13 protein-coding genes and 1 pseudogene are annotated in these 14,968 nt (G+C 65.8%); 5 read left to right on the top strand and 9 right to left on the bottom strand.

Going from position 1 to position 14,968, the window contains the following annotated elements; genetic code table 11:
- Positions 1–236: 236 nt before the first annotated feature.
- On the bottom strand, positions 237–2,012 hold the full coding sequence (locus IEX72_RS02690) for an L-lactate permease (RefSeq protein WP_188785843.1): 1,776 nt from the start codon (positions 2,010–2,012) through the stop codon (positions 237–239).
- A 345-nt stretch (positions 2,013–2,357) separates the two neighbouring features.
- Positions 2,358–3,731, bottom strand: a complete 1,374-nt coding sequence (locus IEX72_RS02685; RefSeq protein ID WP_188785842.1) for a geranylgeranyl reductase family protein — start codon at positions 3,729–3,731, stop codon at positions 2,358–2,360.
- Between the two features lie 35 nt (positions 3,732–3,766).
- Here IEX72_RS02685 and IEX72_RS15510 point away from each other — a divergent pair.
- Positions 3,767–4,810: pseudogene (locus IEX72_RS15510) on the top strand (RNA-guided endonuclease InsQ/TnpB family protein).
- Between the two features lie 769 nt (positions 4,811–5,579).
- On the opposite strand, the gene malA reads toward IEX72_RS15510, so the two are convergent.
- The gene (gene malA / locus IEX72_RS02675; RefSeq protein ID WP_188785841.1) at positions 5,580–7,568 is read right to left on the bottom strand and encodes an alpha-amylase MalA; all 1,989 of its coding nucleotides are present in this window, start codon (positions 7,566–7,568) and stop codon (positions 5,580–5,582) included.
- Between the two features lie 272 nt (positions 7,569–7,840).
- Between malA and IEX72_RS02670 the strand changes: the two genes are divergently transcribed.
- Positions 7,841–8,146, top strand: a complete 306-nt coding sequence (locus IEX72_RS02670; protein WP_188785840.1) for a hypothetical protein — start codon at positions 7,841–7,843, stop codon at positions 8,144–8,146.
- A 195-nt stretch (positions 8,147–8,341) separates the two neighbouring features.
- Positions 8,342–8,683 (top strand): DUF7116 family protein, encoded by a 342-nt coding sequence (locus IEX72_RS02665; RefSeq protein WP_188785839.1) that lies wholly within the window; start codon positions 8,342–8,344, stop codon positions 8,681–8,683.
- Here the strand turns inward: IEX72_RS02665 and fer are convergent.
- The 5 genes from fer to IEX72_RS02640 form a co-directional block, all read right to left on the bottom strand.
- Positions 8,680–9,408 carry a ferredoxin Fer gene (fer, locus tag IEX72_RS02660; RefSeq protein WP_188785838.1) on the bottom strand — a complete coding sequence of 243 codons (729 nt, stop codon included), beginning with the start codon at positions 9,406–9,408 and terminating at the stop codon, positions 8,680–8,682. The genes IEX72_RS02665 and fer overlap by 4 nt on opposite strands.
- Before the next feature lie 318 nt (positions 9,409–9,726).
- Complete coding sequence (locus IEX72_RS02655; protein ID WP_188785837.1) at positions 9,727–10,902, bottom strand: inorganic phosphate transporter; 1,176 nt, start codon at positions 10,900–10,902, stop codon at positions 9,727–9,729.
- Between the two features lie 8 nt (positions 10,903–10,910).
- Positions 10,911–11,372 carry a YeeE/YedE family protein gene (locus IEX72_RS02650; RefSeq protein WP_188785836.1) on the bottom strand — a complete coding sequence of 154 codons (462 nt, stop codon included), beginning with the start codon at positions 11,370–11,372 and terminating at the stop codon, positions 10,911–10,913.
- Entirely contained in the window at positions 11,369–11,926 is a 558-nt protein-coding gene (locus IEX72_RS02645; RefSeq protein ID WP_188785835.1) for a YeeE/YedE family protein, read from the bottom strand. Before IEX72_RS02645 ends, IEX72_RS02650 begins: the two co-directional genes overlap by 4 nt.
- Positions 11,927–11,934: 8 nt before the next feature.
- Complete coding sequence (locus IEX72_RS02640) at positions 11,935–13,128, bottom strand: MBL fold metallo-hydrolase (RefSeq protein ID WP_188785834.1); 1,194 nt, start codon at positions 13,126–13,128, stop codon at positions 11,935–11,937.
- A gap of 250 nt (positions 13,129–13,378) precedes the next feature.
- Between IEX72_RS02640 and IEX72_RS02635 the strand changes: the two genes are divergently transcribed.
- Both IEX72_RS02635 and IEX72_RS02630 read left to right on the top strand, forming a co-directional pair.
- On the top strand, positions 13,379–13,624 hold the full coding sequence (locus IEX72_RS02635) for a sulfurtransferase TusA family protein (protein ID WP_188785833.1): 246 nt from the start codon (positions 13,379–13,381) through the stop codon (positions 13,622–13,624).
- 2 nt (positions 13,625–13,626) lie between these two features.
- Positions 13,627–14,199: a DsrE/DsrF/DrsH-like family protein gene (locus IEX72_RS02630; RefSeq protein WP_188785832.1), complete on the top strand. Its 573-nt coding sequence runs from the start codon at positions 13,627–13,629 to the stop codon at positions 14,197–14,199.
- Between the two features lie 117 nt (positions 14,200–14,316).
- Here the strand turns inward: IEX72_RS02630 and IEX72_RS02625 are convergent, their stop codons facing one another.
- Positions 14,317–14,487: a hypothetical protein gene (locus IEX72_RS02625; RefSeq protein ID WP_229663713.1), complete on the bottom strand. Its 171-nt coding sequence runs from the start codon at positions 14,485–14,487 to the stop codon at positions 14,317–14,319.
- Positions 14,488–14,968 lie beyond the last annotated feature (481 nt).

Here is a 14,968-nt window from a genome sequence, read left to right as displayed (position 1 = left end):
CCGTGACGTCGAAAGCGGGGGTCGGCGCCACTCGGCCACAGCCCTCGCTCCGTCGCCGGCGGGCCCGGCAGCGACGAGCGAGCCCCCCGGACAGTTCGTTGTGTGCCGCGCGGAGGCCGACCGATGACGGCACCGATCTACGGGCGACGAGCGAGCCCCCCGGACAGTTCGTTGTGTGCCGGCACTCTCCACAGTCCGTACCGAAGAGATCCACGGTGAAGAGTGTGGGTGGCGGGCTAGAACGCGGCGGGGGCGATGACGTACGCGAACAGCAACGTCAACAGCCCGGTAACCACCCCGTAGTAGAGAACCGGGATCAGTTCGATCCGTATCACACGCCCCTCCTCGCCGATCAGTCCGACGACAGTGAGAGCGGCGACGACGTTGTGGATCGCGATGAGGTTCCCGATGGCACCGCCGACGGCCTGTGCGCCGACAACGATCTGCGTCGGGGCGCCGACCGACTGTGCGGCCTCATACTGGAACAGGCCGAACAGAATGTCGCTGACGGTGTTCGACCCGGCGATGAACGCGCCGAACGCCCCGATAAATCCCGAAAAAAACGGGAACGCCCCGCCGGTGACATCGACAGTCAACTGCGACAGCACCTGGAGCATCCCGGCGTTCGCGCTCGCGGATTCGAGCACGATGCTCGCGTTGCTGCGCTGCATGACCATAACCGTCGCGACGGCGAACCACAGCGCGACGACCGCGGGGGCGATATTCCGGATCGCCTCCGACCACGAGTCTTTGATCTTTTGACCGTTCATACCGTGGAGCGCGTACGTCACGACGGCGATCGCGATGAACAGTGTTCCGGGCAGGTACAACAGCTCGATACTCTCACTGAACGGCGTGCCGAGGATGTTAGTCCACGACAGCTGCACCGCGAGGAGTGCTTCGGTCACCGGGTCAACGATGCGGGTCACGACCAACGCGATCGCGACGAGGATGTACGGGAGCCACGCGACCCCCAACGACATGTCCTGTGCGTGCATATCCGCGAACGACGTGGTACCACCGTCGGCCGCGACGGTCTTGTCACCGCTCTCGCCGGAGACACCCGCGCCGGGCTCGATACTCCCCACCCAGTGGTCGGGCCAGGTGTCGCGGGGCCCGAAGTCCCACTCGTCGTCGGAATCGGGGGCGAAGTAGCCGGCCCGAACCGTGGCCGCCACGACGAACAACCCGATCAGAGCGCCCAGCAGCGCCGGGAAGGTCGGGCCCAGGAAATACGCCGTCGCGAGGTACGGGATTACGAACGCCGCCCACGCGTACAGACACAGCGGGATCATCTCGATCGCCGGTTTGATCGATTGCTCTTCGCCGAAAAACCGCGTCATCAGCGCGATCCCGATGAAGGGGATCGCGATCCCGGCGATGGCGTGGATGGCCCCCGCCCAGACGCCGACCTGGGCGACGTACGCACCGACGGTCTCGAACCCGGTCCCCGACGCGGTGATCTCGGCCGCGGCGTCGGTCCCCTGCGCGAAGACGACGTCCCGCAACCCGATGATCAGCGGCGTCCCGACGGCGCCGAACGTGATCGCCAGGATGTTCCCGGTCAGCGCGACCACGACGGCGGCCATCGGCGGCCACCCCAACCCGACCAAGAGCGGGCCGACGATCGCAGCGGGCGTCCCGAACCCGGCCGCGCCCTCGATGAACGATCCCATCAGAAATACGAGCAGGATCGACTGCACCCGCCGGTCGCCGCTCAACGACGAAAACCCGGCGTTGATCACCTCGAACGCCCCGGACTGTTTCAGCGTGTACAAAAGCAGGATCGCGCCGAAGACGATGATGAGGATCCGGGTGGCGGTCATGGCCCCTCTGATCGACGCCGCTGCGATCAGCGTCGGCGACATCTCCCACCCCACGAACGCGGCGCCCACTGCGGCCAGCCACGCGATCGGCATGGTTCTTGTCGCCGGCTGGATGAACACCACCATCAGTAGCGCGATCACCAGGAGCGGCGCCAGCGACAGCGCGACGAGTCCTGCGTCAACCATCCAGCCCAACTCCTCGGTCGACGCACGTACCCGTCTGACCGCCATACATCACAGATATTGGTGTGCTATCCGGTGGCATAGCCAGGTCTTCCATTGTTAATTACTTATATATTGTGTCCTCACTCCACCGGGGAGGCCGCTCAGGAACAACATTCGTTGATATCCTCCCGCGCCTGAGGGAGCGGGTATTCTCCTCGAGTTTTATACACGCGTTCGAGAGCACCACGCCCCGGTTTCCCGACACCGCTCCTTCGGGGAGCGCACGGACCCGACGCCGCCAGACCACTCGCCTGACGGGTTCGACACCCGGCCGTGCCGACCTCTCGGACCCCTCGACAGACCGTGTCAGTACTTCGCGTCGGCGCCGGTGACGTCGTAGATCTGCTCCATGAGCCGGTCGCGCTCGGACTGCCAGACTCCGACCGCCTCGGGGCGGCCGGGGTACCGGCTGTAGTGGTCCATGAGTTCGTCTGCGAGGTTTTTGGTCCGGTAGAACTCCAGGATCCGACTCCAGTACCCGAACGAGTCGCGGACGGTCTTCGCGAGCAACGCCGGTCCGAAGGAAGTCGAACCGGAGTACAGCGCCTCAGCCAGCTTCTCCCCCGGCAGCGACGCCAGAAGTCCCATCAGGTCGTCGACATCGACCGCGGTCGAGAGCACGTTGTAGACGTCAAGTCCGGCGTACCGCGCGCCGAAGTGGTTCATGACGCGATCGTTGTACCGCCACAGCGCCGACTCGCTCACGTCACCCTCGGAGACGGCGTACACCGCCTGCTCGCCCGCGTAGGTGCCGGCGTACGCAGCGCCCGCGATCCCGCCGCCGGTGGTGGGGTTGACGTGGCCCGCGGCGTCGCCCGCGGCGATGAACCCCGGAGCGACCGCCGAGTCGTACGGTCGGCGGGTCGGCAGCGCCGCGCCGAGTTTGTCGGTCACGGTCGCGCCCTCGAACTCGGGGCGGGTTTGGAGGTCGCGTTTGAGGTCGTCGACCAGCCGCATCGGCTCCTCGTTCATCTGGAACCCAAGCCCGGCGTTGATCGTGGTCTCGGTCCGCGGGAAATACCACAGGTAGCCCGCCGCCCGCTCGGTCGGTTTGAACACCAGGGCGTCGTCCCACTCGACGGGGTCGGGCACCTCCATGATCTCCCGATACGCCGAACAGAACTGCGAGTACGACACGTTGGTGTCGAAGTGGGTACCCGAAAAATCGGTCTTATCCTGCAGGATCGACAGCGCGCCCGCGCCGTCGACGACGATGTCGGCCGAGTACTCGACGACGTCGCCCCGCCGCTTGCCGCGGATTCCGGTAACGGTCCCGTCGTCGGCTTGGGTCACGTCCTGGACGACCGTATCGTAGTGGAACTCCGCGCCCGACTCCTCGGCGCCCTCGATCAGGAGCCGGCCGTACTCGAGTCGGTCGATGACCGCGAGTTCTCCGGGGACGGGGATGTCAAGGACGGTATCCTCCTGCGGAATCTCGAAGCGGCCGTGGTCGACGCCGGTGTTGGTGAACGCGCCCTCGATCCGTGACTTCGGGATTACCTCGGGGAACGCGTCCGCACCCTTCAGCGCGTCGCCACACGCGATGTGACCGGCTTCCTCCGCGGTCTTCCGTTCGACGACGGCAACGTTGAGGCCCTCGCCCGCCGCGGTGGCCGCGGCGTAACACCCGGCGGTCCCCGCGCCGACAACGACGACGTCGTATTCGTGAGAGGTACTCATTGGTCGGACTCTCGGCCCCGTGGGCAAAACTCTTTATCAAACCCGACACACCCGATGGAGCCGATTCGCTCCTTCGTGAGACTGTCGAGCAGTTCAAACACTGCGCCAACACCGTAAGCGAGTGGTGCTGGTACGGCGACGATGGCTACCACGTCACCTCGAAAGCCAAAGCCGAACGCGCACTCTACGACCGTCTTCGCGACGAGACCGGGCTCACTGCGAACCTCGTCCAGAAAGCCATTCGGCGGGGTGTCGAGGCCATCAAAGGTGAGGCAACCTCCAGTGCCGCGGTGGGGAGTGGTATCTCCACGCATCGATGCGGAAAGTCGAGGAAGACGCCGAATCCGATACCGAGCACAGAACAGTCCTCGGTGTCGATCTGGGTGTCAACAGTATCGCTGTTGCCTCGACGGGCACGTTCTGGAGTGCGGACGAGTTCAACCACTGGAATCGAGAGTACGAGCAACGGCGTGGTTCGCTCGGCCAGCGCGGACCGCGAGCAGCCCACGAGAACATCCAGCGTGTTGGTCGGAAGGCGGGTGGACGCTTCAGCATCCACCTGCACACGATTGCGAACGGTCTCATCCAGGAGGCCATCGAGAACGGCTGTTCGCACATCGTGTTCGAGGACCTAACCCGCATCAGGGAGAACATTCCCGAGGCAACGTGGCAACACCGCTGGGCGTTCAGACGTCTGTTCCAGTACATCGAGTGAAAACAGACGAATACGGCCTGGAGGTGCTTCAGGTGGACCCGCCCAACACATCGAAGCGATATTCGACGTGCGGGTTTACCCACGACGAGAACCGCGACCAGGAGTCGTTCGAGTGCCAGAAGTGTGGGTACGAAAACCACACCGACTACAATGCCTCGAAGAACACCGGCTTGCAGTATCTCCGTTGTCCCCAGAAATCGAAGATTTCCGGTGTGCAGACGAGACGCGAAGCGTCTCGTTAACGTCGGCAACACGCAGACGATGGAGGCGCACCCGTGGACGTGCACCCGCGGACGTGCGCTTGAATCGCGGGACGCTGAACGTGAGTGGGGAGTACAACCCTCCTGCCTCTGTTGAGGCATAGAACGGGAATCCACGCGAAAGCGCTAGTGCAGGCCATACGCCTGCACGCCGTCAGAGCTCGTCTGACGGAACCCTCAACGAGCGAGCGGGTCAGTAGCCCCCGAGCGAAGTAGGGAGAGGTTGTTCACCCCACCAGAAGCGGGAGCAGGAACCCGAGGACGATGGCGCCGAATATCAACACTGCGCCGTGTGACGCACTCCCACGACTAAACAGTAGTTGCTGAAGTAGCGGTTGTAACACATTCGTGAGCTTCTCTCACGAGTCCTACGTCTCGTGCACCGGGTGCACGCCAATCTAAGTCCCGATCCCGCCTGGCTGTCCAGACGTACGACGCCAAATCAGCAACCACTGTAAAATCGTGGGCTTCCCACCCGGTGTTGACCGGGCAGGTCAGCCCTGAAGGGTGGGAATCTACGCTTTGCGACCGACGGCGCTGGCTCCGCCACGAAGCCGGTACTCGCACTCCGCGTGGGGCTTCGAGGTATCTTGTTTTGTGTCGGTCGGCGTGGCCGGCTTACGTTTTGCTTTTGGCTATGAACCGTGGCAAACACCGAGTCAACTGCCAGTTCTCCACGCACAACCTGTGTTGTAGTACTGTTTGGAAATAATTTGTCGGTTATCGTATTGTTTGGAAAGAATTCGTCGGTTATCGTATTGTTTGGAAAGAATTCGTCGGTTATCGTATTGTTTGGAAAGAATTCGTCGGATTCATCTCACGACTAAACTCGTGGGTTTTCTCCTCGCTTTTGTATAAACCTCGGGCAGTGAGCTACTCCGCCCGGAACACGGCAACGTCGTCGACCGCGAGGCCGTCCGCGGTTGCGGCCGACTCCCCGGAGACCAAGTCGGTGGGGTCGACCGCGCGGTCGACCGTCACCGTCGCCGGTCCGCCCCCGAAGTGCAACACGCAGACGACGGTCCCGGAGTCGCCTTCCCTCGCGAACGCGACCGCGCTGTCGGTGTCGGTTTTGTGGTCGATCCTGGTGAGCGCGGCGTCGCCGCGGAGTTCGGGGACCGAGTCGTGGAGTTCCGACAGCCGGTTGTAGTGGTCGTGGAACTCCTCGCGGGCGTCGTCCCACGCCAGCGCGTCCCGGCGGCCGCGCTGGCCGAGCTCCTGACCGCCGTAGATCATCGGCACACCGGGAAGAGTAAAGAGCGCCCCCGCTGCGGCAAAGGCGGCGTCGTCGCCGCATTCGACGACGTACCGCGTCTCATCGTGGTTCTCGAGATAGAGCAGGAAGCCGGCGTGCGGCGGGAACCCGACCTCCGCGCGTCCGTCAACCGCGTCCAGGATCGCCTCCGCGGGGACGTGCCCGCGGCCGATCTGCCGAAGCGTGAAGTACAGCGTCGTATCGAAGTGGACGTCGAACATCCCGTTGTGGAAGTCCGGGACATACGGGATCGTCTCGTCGACCAGCAGGAACTCGTGGTCGCGGGCTTTCACCCGGTCGCGGAGCTCCTGCCAGAACGTGTCGGGGACCGCCCACGCCATGTCGCACCGGAAGCCGTCGGCGACCTCGAACCACTCGTCAACGGCGTCGAGTAGGTGTCGCCGGACCGCGAGGTTGTCGAAGTTCCAGTTCGCGATATACTCCCACTCGAAGTACGTCTCCGGTTCGCCACTGTCCTGCCAGTCGTACCAGTCGTAGTACGCCGAGTCGGGGTTCCCGTAGGCGTCCTGAAAAAACGGGTGATCGCGCGCGGAGTGGTTCATCACGAGGTCGAAAAGCACCGCCATCCCGCGGTCGTGGGCGGCGTCGACGAACGCCTCGTAGTCCTCGCGGCTCCCGAGGTCCTCGGCGATGCTGAAGAAGTCCGTGATGTTGTAGCCGTGCGGCGCGTGGTCGTTCTCGAGCACCGGTGTCAGCCACAGGCAGTCGACGCCGAGGTCATCGAGGTAGTCGAGCCGCTCTTCGATGGCCGTGAAGACGGACTCCTCGTCGGACGCGTCGCCGGCGAACCCGCGAACGTACACCTCGTAGACGGTGGTGTCATCCGTCCACGCCGGCGGGTCGTTAGGGCGTCGGACCGCAAAGGCGTCGGTGGGGGGCGCGTCGGCGGCCGGAGCGTCGACGCTAGCCCCGCCCTCTGTATCGCTGCGGCTCCCGTCTGGGAGCGCAACGCGCGTGAATTCGATCGTGTCGGGAACGCTGTAGGTGTCGGCCACCGCAACGCCGTGGATCCGGACCCGATCGCCCGCCGCGGCGACTGGGAGCCGGAACTCCCGCCCCCGGACGGTGGCATCGTCGCGGTTGAGGTCGTCGCGGTCGTCGAGCAGGAACGCCACGTCGCCGTCGCCGGTGGGGTAGCTCGGGTCGGCGCGGACGACGAGGTCGTCGCCCTCAACGGCACCACGTAGACGAATCCGGGGACGGTTCCCCGGAGCCGCCTCAGCCCGCCGGCCGGAGCCCGACGCGCGTGCGTCGCCGCTGCGTTGCGGCCCACTCTCCCCGCTCCGGCCGGCGCCACCCCCGCTGTCCCCGCTTCTCGGCTCGGCGTGATTCGGCGAGCGGGTGTCGGCAAACGCTCGAACCGTGAGGCTGTGGGTTCTGTCGGGGGTTTCGAGTCGGAGTTCGTACGTGCCCGGAGCATCGGGCTCGAACTCGATCACAGCCGTCCGGTCCGGGAGTTCGAGCGCGCTGCCGACAGGGGTGTTACGGAGCCACCACTCGTAGGCCGCGTCGGGGTCGGGATCCCGCGGGGCAAGTTGAACCGACTCGCCGACCGCGAGAAATCGCGGGGGGCCTGGGTGTTGCATACTGGCACTCACAACACCTCGGGCCTTTGTTTTTGCCCCGGCCGAGACCGCCTATGCAATCTCCCGGTGACCGCTCCGGGACCCCGCACGAGCCGACACCTCAGTTCGGGTGAGCCTGACAGATTCCCTACGCGCACGGCAGTTACATAAAACCGACTCTGGATCCGATATGACGTCCGCACGAGTTCCGAGGGTTCGCGGAGCAGATCAGCACGGGACAAAATAGTGAATTAACCACAATACTAATGTTCGCTCGGAACGTGAGTGGGCCCGTGGTTGACACCCAGAAGAGCCGTACATTCGGCGCCGTGGTGGTACTCGTACAGGGAGCGGTGACCGCACTCCTCCCACGGGTGAGTGTCCGGTTCATCAAGAACGCGATCGGTAAGAACTTCCATAACGCCTCCGAGCTCGAAGCCAAGCCGGCGTACGTCAGGCAGTTGCGCGCGGTCGGCGTGGGTATGGTCGCTGCGGCCGGAACCGACCTCCTTCTCCAGAGCGCAGCGGAAGACGAGGATGACGGCGACGATGTTGGCGCCGCCGACGCTGCCGACGCTGCAGACGCTGCCGAGGACTGACAGCTGTCGGGCGGGGCGAAAGGTGCATCCGGGCCCGTTTATCCCCCCGCCGGGGTGCCGTTGCCTCCGCTGGGGTGGGTTCGAGTGACGATTTCGCGTTCGGCCGGGTTGAAGCGGCGCTCGTCGTCCGCGCCCCTGCCAGCTGTGTGAACCCGTAACAAGATTTATGACACCGGATGTTGTTGTCGAAGATACATGCCCCCTGTCAGCATGCCTCCTTCGGAGGACGCCCGGGCGATTTTCCGTCGGCTGGGCTACAGCGTCTCGGGCGACGGACCGGAGTTCGTCGCCGAGCGGAAGTGGCGCACCGTGCGCGTCACAGCCGTCTCGAACGGTGAAGACCTACACAGCCGCCGCGCGCTCGCCGACGGCGGCGAACCGTCCACGGGCTATCGCTTCCGGTGTTTCGTCGCGCCGAAGTCGGCGACAGGGGATGTACGGAACCGACTGCGGAGCGTCGACCCCACCTACGAGTGGGCAGTGATCGGCGTCAACGACGACGGCGAGTACGACGTGTACCTCCCGAGCGCGGCTTAATCGTCCGCGCGGGCGTTCCCGAACTGTTCGGCGGGGAGCCGCAGCTCTGCGAGTCCCGGGAGGTGCTCGATGTTGAACACGATTTTCAGGTCGTCGGTGACAGGTTCGCCGATGCAGGAGAGTCTAACTCCCCTGTCGGTTAACTCGTCGCCTAACACCGTGCTCACCGGCATCTCGAGGTCGCCTTCCACGACCGCAACGGCGCAGTTCGCACACGCGCCGCCCCGGCACGCGTAAGGCCACGAGAACCCGTACCGCTCTGCGGCCTCAAGCAGCGTTTCGCGGGGTTCGACCACCAACAGCCCGTGGCTGTCGACGCCGAGGTCGGCCGCCTCGGCCTTCTGAAAGAGGTCGTCGTCGGCCAGATCCCAGCCGCGGGACTCCACCACCGCGTAATCGAGGTACTCAACTGTCGGCCCGAGTTCGGACTCGGACCCCTCCTCGGCGGCGGCGGCGGGGCCGTCCCGGTTGTCGCCGGCCGCGGTGGGGTCTTCGGTCGACCCGGTCCGGTCGTTCTCCGCGGTGGGGTCGGAGCGGTCGGCCTCGAACGTCGCGGGGTCCCGACCGGCGGTGATGTGGTCGTAGGCCCGCCGGACGCGTTTGAACTCAGCGACCGACCCCCCGTGGTCGGGGTGGGCCTCTTTCACCAGTTCGCGGTACGACTGAACGACAGCGTCCTCGTCGGCGTCGGCGTTGAGTCCCAGTACGTCGTACGGCGATCCCACGTCATAAGATAGGGGAATGAATCGGTTAAATCCGACGGCCGCGGCCTCCCGGTGCCGGGGCCGACCCGGCCTGGGCAGTGGGGTGTGTCGTCACCCGGTCCGGGCGAGCGACGTGCCGTCGGTCACGCGGAGGTGCTGTCGGGGCGGTCGCACACCGCGGCGACGCTGTCACGGTCGTACGTTCAGCAGTCCTCCCGCACTGCGTTCGCGGTCCGATACGCGATGAGGGCCACCCCCCGGAGTGAGCTCCGGATCGGCACACCACGAACCACGACCGTCATCGCTCCCGCGTGTCTGCAGTACGGACAGCCGACAGAATCACAGCAGAACGGCCGCGGCAGCGTACGCGAGTGCGAACGACAGCCCGAACGATCCCGTCCACGCGCCCACAGTCACCAGGAGTTTCCGACCGTCGACGGCCGCTCGCCCGCCGACCGCGGCGCCGCTCCCGATGATGGCGCTGACGACGATCTCGTTGAACGAGACCGGGACCCCAAGCAGCACAGCCAGTTGTGCGATCAGGAACGACGGGACGAGCGCCGAGATCGAGCGCCGTGGCCCGAGCGACGAGTAGTCCTGCGCCAGCGACTTGATCATCCGAGGCGCGCCGGTCCACGACCCCGCAAGCATTCCGAGGCCGCCACCGGCGAGCACGGCAAACGTCGACTTGACCCCCACGTCGTCGAGCAGCGGCAGCAACGGCCCGACGGCGAGTCCGACCTGACTCCCGCCCGCTGAAAACGCCACCAGCGAGCCGAGTGCGAGTAACACGTGCCGCAACCCGGCGTGTTGGTCGCGGTCGACGTCCCACCACACGACGGCCGCAACGGCGATCGCTGCACTCCCGGTGATCGCGGCCGCGGACGCGACGCCGTCGACGCCGAGTGCGCGCTGTACCACGGCCCTGAGGGTGCCCGGCGCGCGCCCCGGACCGAGGAAGCCGAACTCGACGTTCGCGAGGACGGCGCCGACGACGCCAGCGAGCAGCGGGATACAACACCGCTCGGGGGCGTCGGAGCGTGGAAGCACGCTCGCGATCCCGAACGCGAGTCCCCCGCCGACGACCGGCGTCAACACCCACACGGCGGCGATCTGTTGGTATTTCGACCACACCGGCGTCCCGCCGAGTGCGAGTCCGACGCCGATGACCGCACCCGTCACGGTGAACGCGGTTGCGATCGGGTACCCCGTCCAGATGCCGACCGCCATCAGCCCAGCACCCAGCGCCAGCACCAGGATCACACCGGCCACCGGGAGGCTTATCCCGCCGACGAGCCCGCTGCCGACGGTTTCGGAGACGTTTCCACCCTGGGTGACGGCGCCGACGAACCCGAAGAGCCCCACAAGGAAGGCGGCGCGCATCGTCGGGAGCGCGTTGGCGCCGACAGCGGGGGCGAACGGCGTCGCACCGCTCGACCCGGCGCCGATGACCCACGCCATGAACAGGCTTGCAAGCGCCGCGCCGACGAAGAGGGCGATGAGACCGGGGTCCATACGGGGAGTTAGTCCGCTCGTGCCGCGGTGGTGTCACGCGCCGGGGTCCGGCTCCGCCAGTAGCCCTGGGCGTAGGCTCCGACGAACATCCCGGCGAGTGCCCAGAGAATGGCGACGTTGCCGACGCCGAGGCTGGCGTACGCCGCGCCCGGGCAGATCCCGGACAGTCCCCACCCGACGCCGAAGACGGCGCCGCCGACGAGGACGTTGCGGTCGAACGGTTTCAGTCGCCGCTCGTAGGGGGTACCCGTGAGCGGCGCGGCGTCCCGGATCCGGGGCAGGAGCGCGAACGCGACGCCCGAGACGATCGCAGCGCCGAACATCACGAACGGCAGCCCCAGATCGGTGAACGTCAGGAAGTGCAACACGACCTCCGGGCGAGCCATGTGGCTGAACCCCAGTCCGAACCCGAAGATCACCCCGCCGACGAGGACCAGCGGCTTGAACAGTGGGTGTCTGTCGTCGGTCACGGGCTCACTCCCAGGGCGGCGACGACCTGTGCGGTGCCGATTGCGACCGCCAGAAACGTCGCTACCCCGACCAGCGACGTCTTCGACGCCGACCCGACGCCGCAGACGCCGTGGCCGGAGGTACACCCCTTGCCGATGCGGGTTCCGATCCCGACCAAGATACCGCCGCCGAACAGCCGCCAGGGCTGGACGTCAGTCGTCCAGAGCGTCACGCCCGCAACCTCGTAGAGTCGGCCGGTGGTTCCGGGTTCGTAGAGCGAACTCGTGACGAGACCAGACTGGAACGTCGCCGCGAACGCCAGGCCGCCCAGAACGATGCCGACGGTGAACACAAGCCGCCAGTCTCGGGAGGCGACGTACTGCTGGAACCGCGACTGGTCAGAGGCGTACGACAGCGTCGACTCCAGGAACGTGCTCGCACCGGCCGGAATGCCCGTCCCAACGTAGATCACGACGGTCCCGAGGCCGACGAGCAGCCCACCGACGGCGTAGCGACTGATCCCGTTGGGGAACAGATCGGCGACCGCCTGGAGCAGTACTGGGTCAGCAACCATCGGCGTCGTCAGTCACCCGCAAGGGAGCCCTGGCTGGCGGCGCAGTTGTTCGGCCCGAGTTCCAGCGTGAACGCCTCCTCGTCGTCGACGGCGTTCTGCCCGAGGTTGGTCGCGATGATGTCCTCGTAGTTGGCCGGCCGCGGGGGCATGTCCGAGAGGATCAGCTCCACGAACTCGCTTTCGTTCATCGCGAGCGCGCCCATCTCCGCGACGAGGTCGCCGACGGGCGCGGTGTAGGTTCCGTCGGCGGCGGGTTCGGCGGCGTCGCTGAAATGCGCGCCGCCGATCAGCGTGTTGTCCGGTAGCGTCAGGACGCGCTCCTGCAGGGTATCATAGAGCATCCGCGCGGCGTCGGGCGCGCCCTCGTCGCCCTCCTCGAGGTCGGGGCGGGCGACGCTCTCGACGAACAGCCCGTCACCGGTCGCGAGCAGACTGTCATCGATGAGATACGAAGTCATTCCCGTGGTGTGGCCGGGAGTGTGAACCACGTCGATGGTGGCGTCGCCAACCTGGACGGAGTCGCCGTCCGCGGCGACCGTCAGGTCGTCCGCGTACGTGATCCCACGGTCGGCGGCCGCCTCGGGGATGACGCCCTCAACGCCCGCCTCGTCGAGGTCGCGAATCCCCGAGATGTGATCCGCGTGGATGTGCGTGTCGAGCGCGTACCGCAAGTCGACACCCAGTTCCGCGGCGTCGTCGAGGTAGCGGTCGGTGAACGCCCGGAGCGGGTCGATGACTGCGGCCTCGCCGTCGTTGTAGACGAGATAACCGAGACAGCCCGAAGAGGGGCGCTGGTACTGCAGCAGCGTCCCAGCGCCGTCGTAGCCGGTCACTTCGACGGTCTCGTAGATGCCCGCCCACCCGTTCATTCCGTCTTCGAGGTGGTTGATGTCGTAGCCGCGCTCCGCGAGCGTGCCCGCGACATACTCGCTGGAGCCGCCCTTCGCACACAGGACAGTCACCTCGCGGTCGTCGGGGATCCGTTCGAGCACGTCCTCGCCGATGTCGTCGTCGAGGAACTCGAAGTACGGCACGTTGATCGACGTGACGCTTGCGCCGTCGATGCGCCACTCCTCGTACTCCGATTGCATCCGCACGTCGAGGAGGGTGACGTCCTCGCCGGCGTCGATACGGTTCTTCAGCGTTTCGGGGTCGACGGATTCCACGTCGACGTCCGGAGTCGGGAAGTCGTCGGCATTCATGTTGTGCACTCGTCTCTACTGGGTGGATGTACAAAAGGGTTCCCATAGTAGTTCAATTATTCCACAATACTGATTGGGGTTGCTTGTCTCTCTACAGGTCGAAGAATCAGATTTTATCGGTCTATACGCCCTGAAAAGCGATATACGCGACGGGTAGTAGTTTGCGTCATTCACAAGAATCGACAAGGTTTTAATCGGCGAGTGAGTATTGTGGAGTAGCTCCAATACAGACAAACGGAGCAGATACCCAATGAGTGCTGAATTCGACATCACGGAGACGCTCGACGTCAAAGGTGCATCGTGTCCAATGCCGGTTGTGAAGACGAAGTCCGCCATCGACGACCTCGCCGAGGGTGCGGTTCTCGAAGTGGTGGCGACCGACCCGGGGAGTGTGAGCGACATCGACGGGTGGGCGGCCGGCACCAAGGGCGTCGAGCTCGTCGACCAGGAGGAAGGCGACGACGTGTACAGACACTACGTCCGGAAGACGGAGTAACGATGAGTACGGACACACCCGGCGCGTCGGCCGATGGCGCGCCCTCGCGCGCAGAGTTGGCCGCACGCGTCGGTGAACTCGAAGACGCCCTCGCCGAGGCCACCACCGAAGGCGACGCCCGGAAGATGAGCATCGTCGCAACCAAGGGAACGCTCGATATGGCGTACCCGCCGCTCATCCTCGCCAGCACCGCCGCCGCGTTCGGGTACGATGTCACCGTCTTTCACACGTTCTGGGGACTGGACATCCTCCACGAGGAACGCTCGAAGAACCTCAAGCTGAGTTCCGTGGGCAACCCCAACATGCCGGTCCCGAACGCCGTCGCCGCGCTGCCCGGAATGGACCGTGTGACGACGAAGATGATGGAGCGGAGAATCGAGGGCAACGACACGGCCACCATTGAGGAACTCGTCGAGACGAGCCTCGACATGGGTGTGGAGTTTCAGGCCTGCCAGATGACCATCGACCTCATAGGCTACGACGAGAACAACTTCTACGACGGTGTCACCACGGGCGTTGGCGCGGCGACCGCGCTCCAGGACATGGCCGACGCGGACATCCAGCTCCTGGTCTGATCACGCCCGTCGTGTCCCGCCGGGCGCCGTCCCCGTCGACAGTGCCCGGCGGCACGAGACGGAAGTACTCAGTAGCAGAAGCGGTCGTCGCGGACGCGTGTGACGACCAGGACTCGGTCAGGTCCACGCCGGTTCCAGCGCGTCCAGCAGGTGGTCGACCTCGGTGCGGGAGTTGGCCGCGTGGACTGAGACGTGGATGGCGTCCGGCGTCGGCAACGCGCGGACGACGGTCCCTTCCCGGGCCGGTCGACAGACCATCGCTCCGGGATCGTTGACGTTGACTGTCACGGGTCCGGACTCGGGATCGACCGGGCTCGGGAGTCGTTCCTCGGGGATGCCGCCGGCCACTCGACCGGCCAGGTCCCGGATCCGGTCGGCGATACGGTCGATCCCGACCTCGTCGACGGTCCCGACGGCCTCCGCGAGGGCGACGTGTGGGTCGGGGTGAGCGAGTCATTGACATCCTCCCCGCGCTAAAACACGGGGCTTTCTCCTCGATTCTCCGTAACCCGGCGGTCGACGTAGAGACCCCCCCGCCTCACAGCCCCACCAGCCACTTGTGGCCGGCCGCCGCGGAGTCGTCCCGCCGGCTGTCCGCCGACGACCGGGCCGGATCTCGGAGTGGTCCGGGCACCGAACCCGGTCGGTGTGTCCGGATCCGATCCGGCGTCGCTGCCGCCGGGCGAACCACCACCGTCCGTGTCCGCGGTCTGTGCCGTCATCGCGAGACCGTACGCGCTCGAGAGGCAGTACTACTGTGGATTGTTGG

The organism is Halobellus salinus (assembly GCF_014646875.1).
Taxonomy (GTDB): Archaea; Halobacteriota; Halobacteria; order Halobacteriales; family Haloferacaceae; genus Haloquadratum; species Haloquadratum salinum.
The sequence above is the reverse complement of the archived record's forward strand: the minus strand, read 5'-3'. Positions and strand labels throughout refer to the sequence as shown.

Excerpts from the sequence above, each read along its gene's own strand:
- IEX72_RS02690 (WP_188785843.1), bottom strand. The coding sequence starts at position 2,012 with ATGGTTGACGCAGGACTCGTCGCGCTGTCGCTGGCGCCGCTCCTGGTG.
- IEX72_RS02685 (WP_188785842.1), bottom strand. The coding sequence starts at position 3,731 with ATGAGTACCTCTCACGAATACGACGTCGTCGTTGTCGGCGCGGGGACC.
- malA (WP_188785841.1), bottom strand. The coding sequence starts at position 7,568 with ATGCAACACCCAGGCCCCCCGCGATTTCTCGCGGTCGGCGAGTCGGTT.
- IEX72_RS02665 (WP_188785839.1), top strand. The coding sequence starts at position 8,342 with ATGCCCCCTGTCAGCATGCCTCCTTCGGAGGACGCCCGGGCGATTTTC.
- IEX72_RS02655 (WP_188785837.1), bottom strand. The coding sequence starts at position 10,902 with ATGGACCCCGGTCTCATCGCCCTCTTCGTCGGCGCGGCGCTTGCAAGC.
- IEX72_RS02645 (WP_188785835.1), bottom strand. The coding sequence starts at position 11,926 with ATGGTTGCTGACCCAGTACTGCTCCAGGCGGTCGCCGATCTGTTCCCC.
- IEX72_RS02640 (WP_188785834.1), bottom strand. The coding sequence starts at position 13,128 with ATGAATGCCGACGACTTCCCGACTCCGGACGTCGACGTGGAATCCGTC.
- IEX72_RS02635 (WP_188785833.1), top strand. The coding sequence starts at position 13,379 with ATGAGTGCTGAATTCGACATCACGGAGACGCTCGACGTCAAAGGTGCA.
- IEX72_RS02630 (WP_188785832.1), top strand. The coding sequence starts at position 13,627 with ATGAGTACGGACACACCCGGCGCGTCGGCCGATGGCGCGCCCTCGCGC.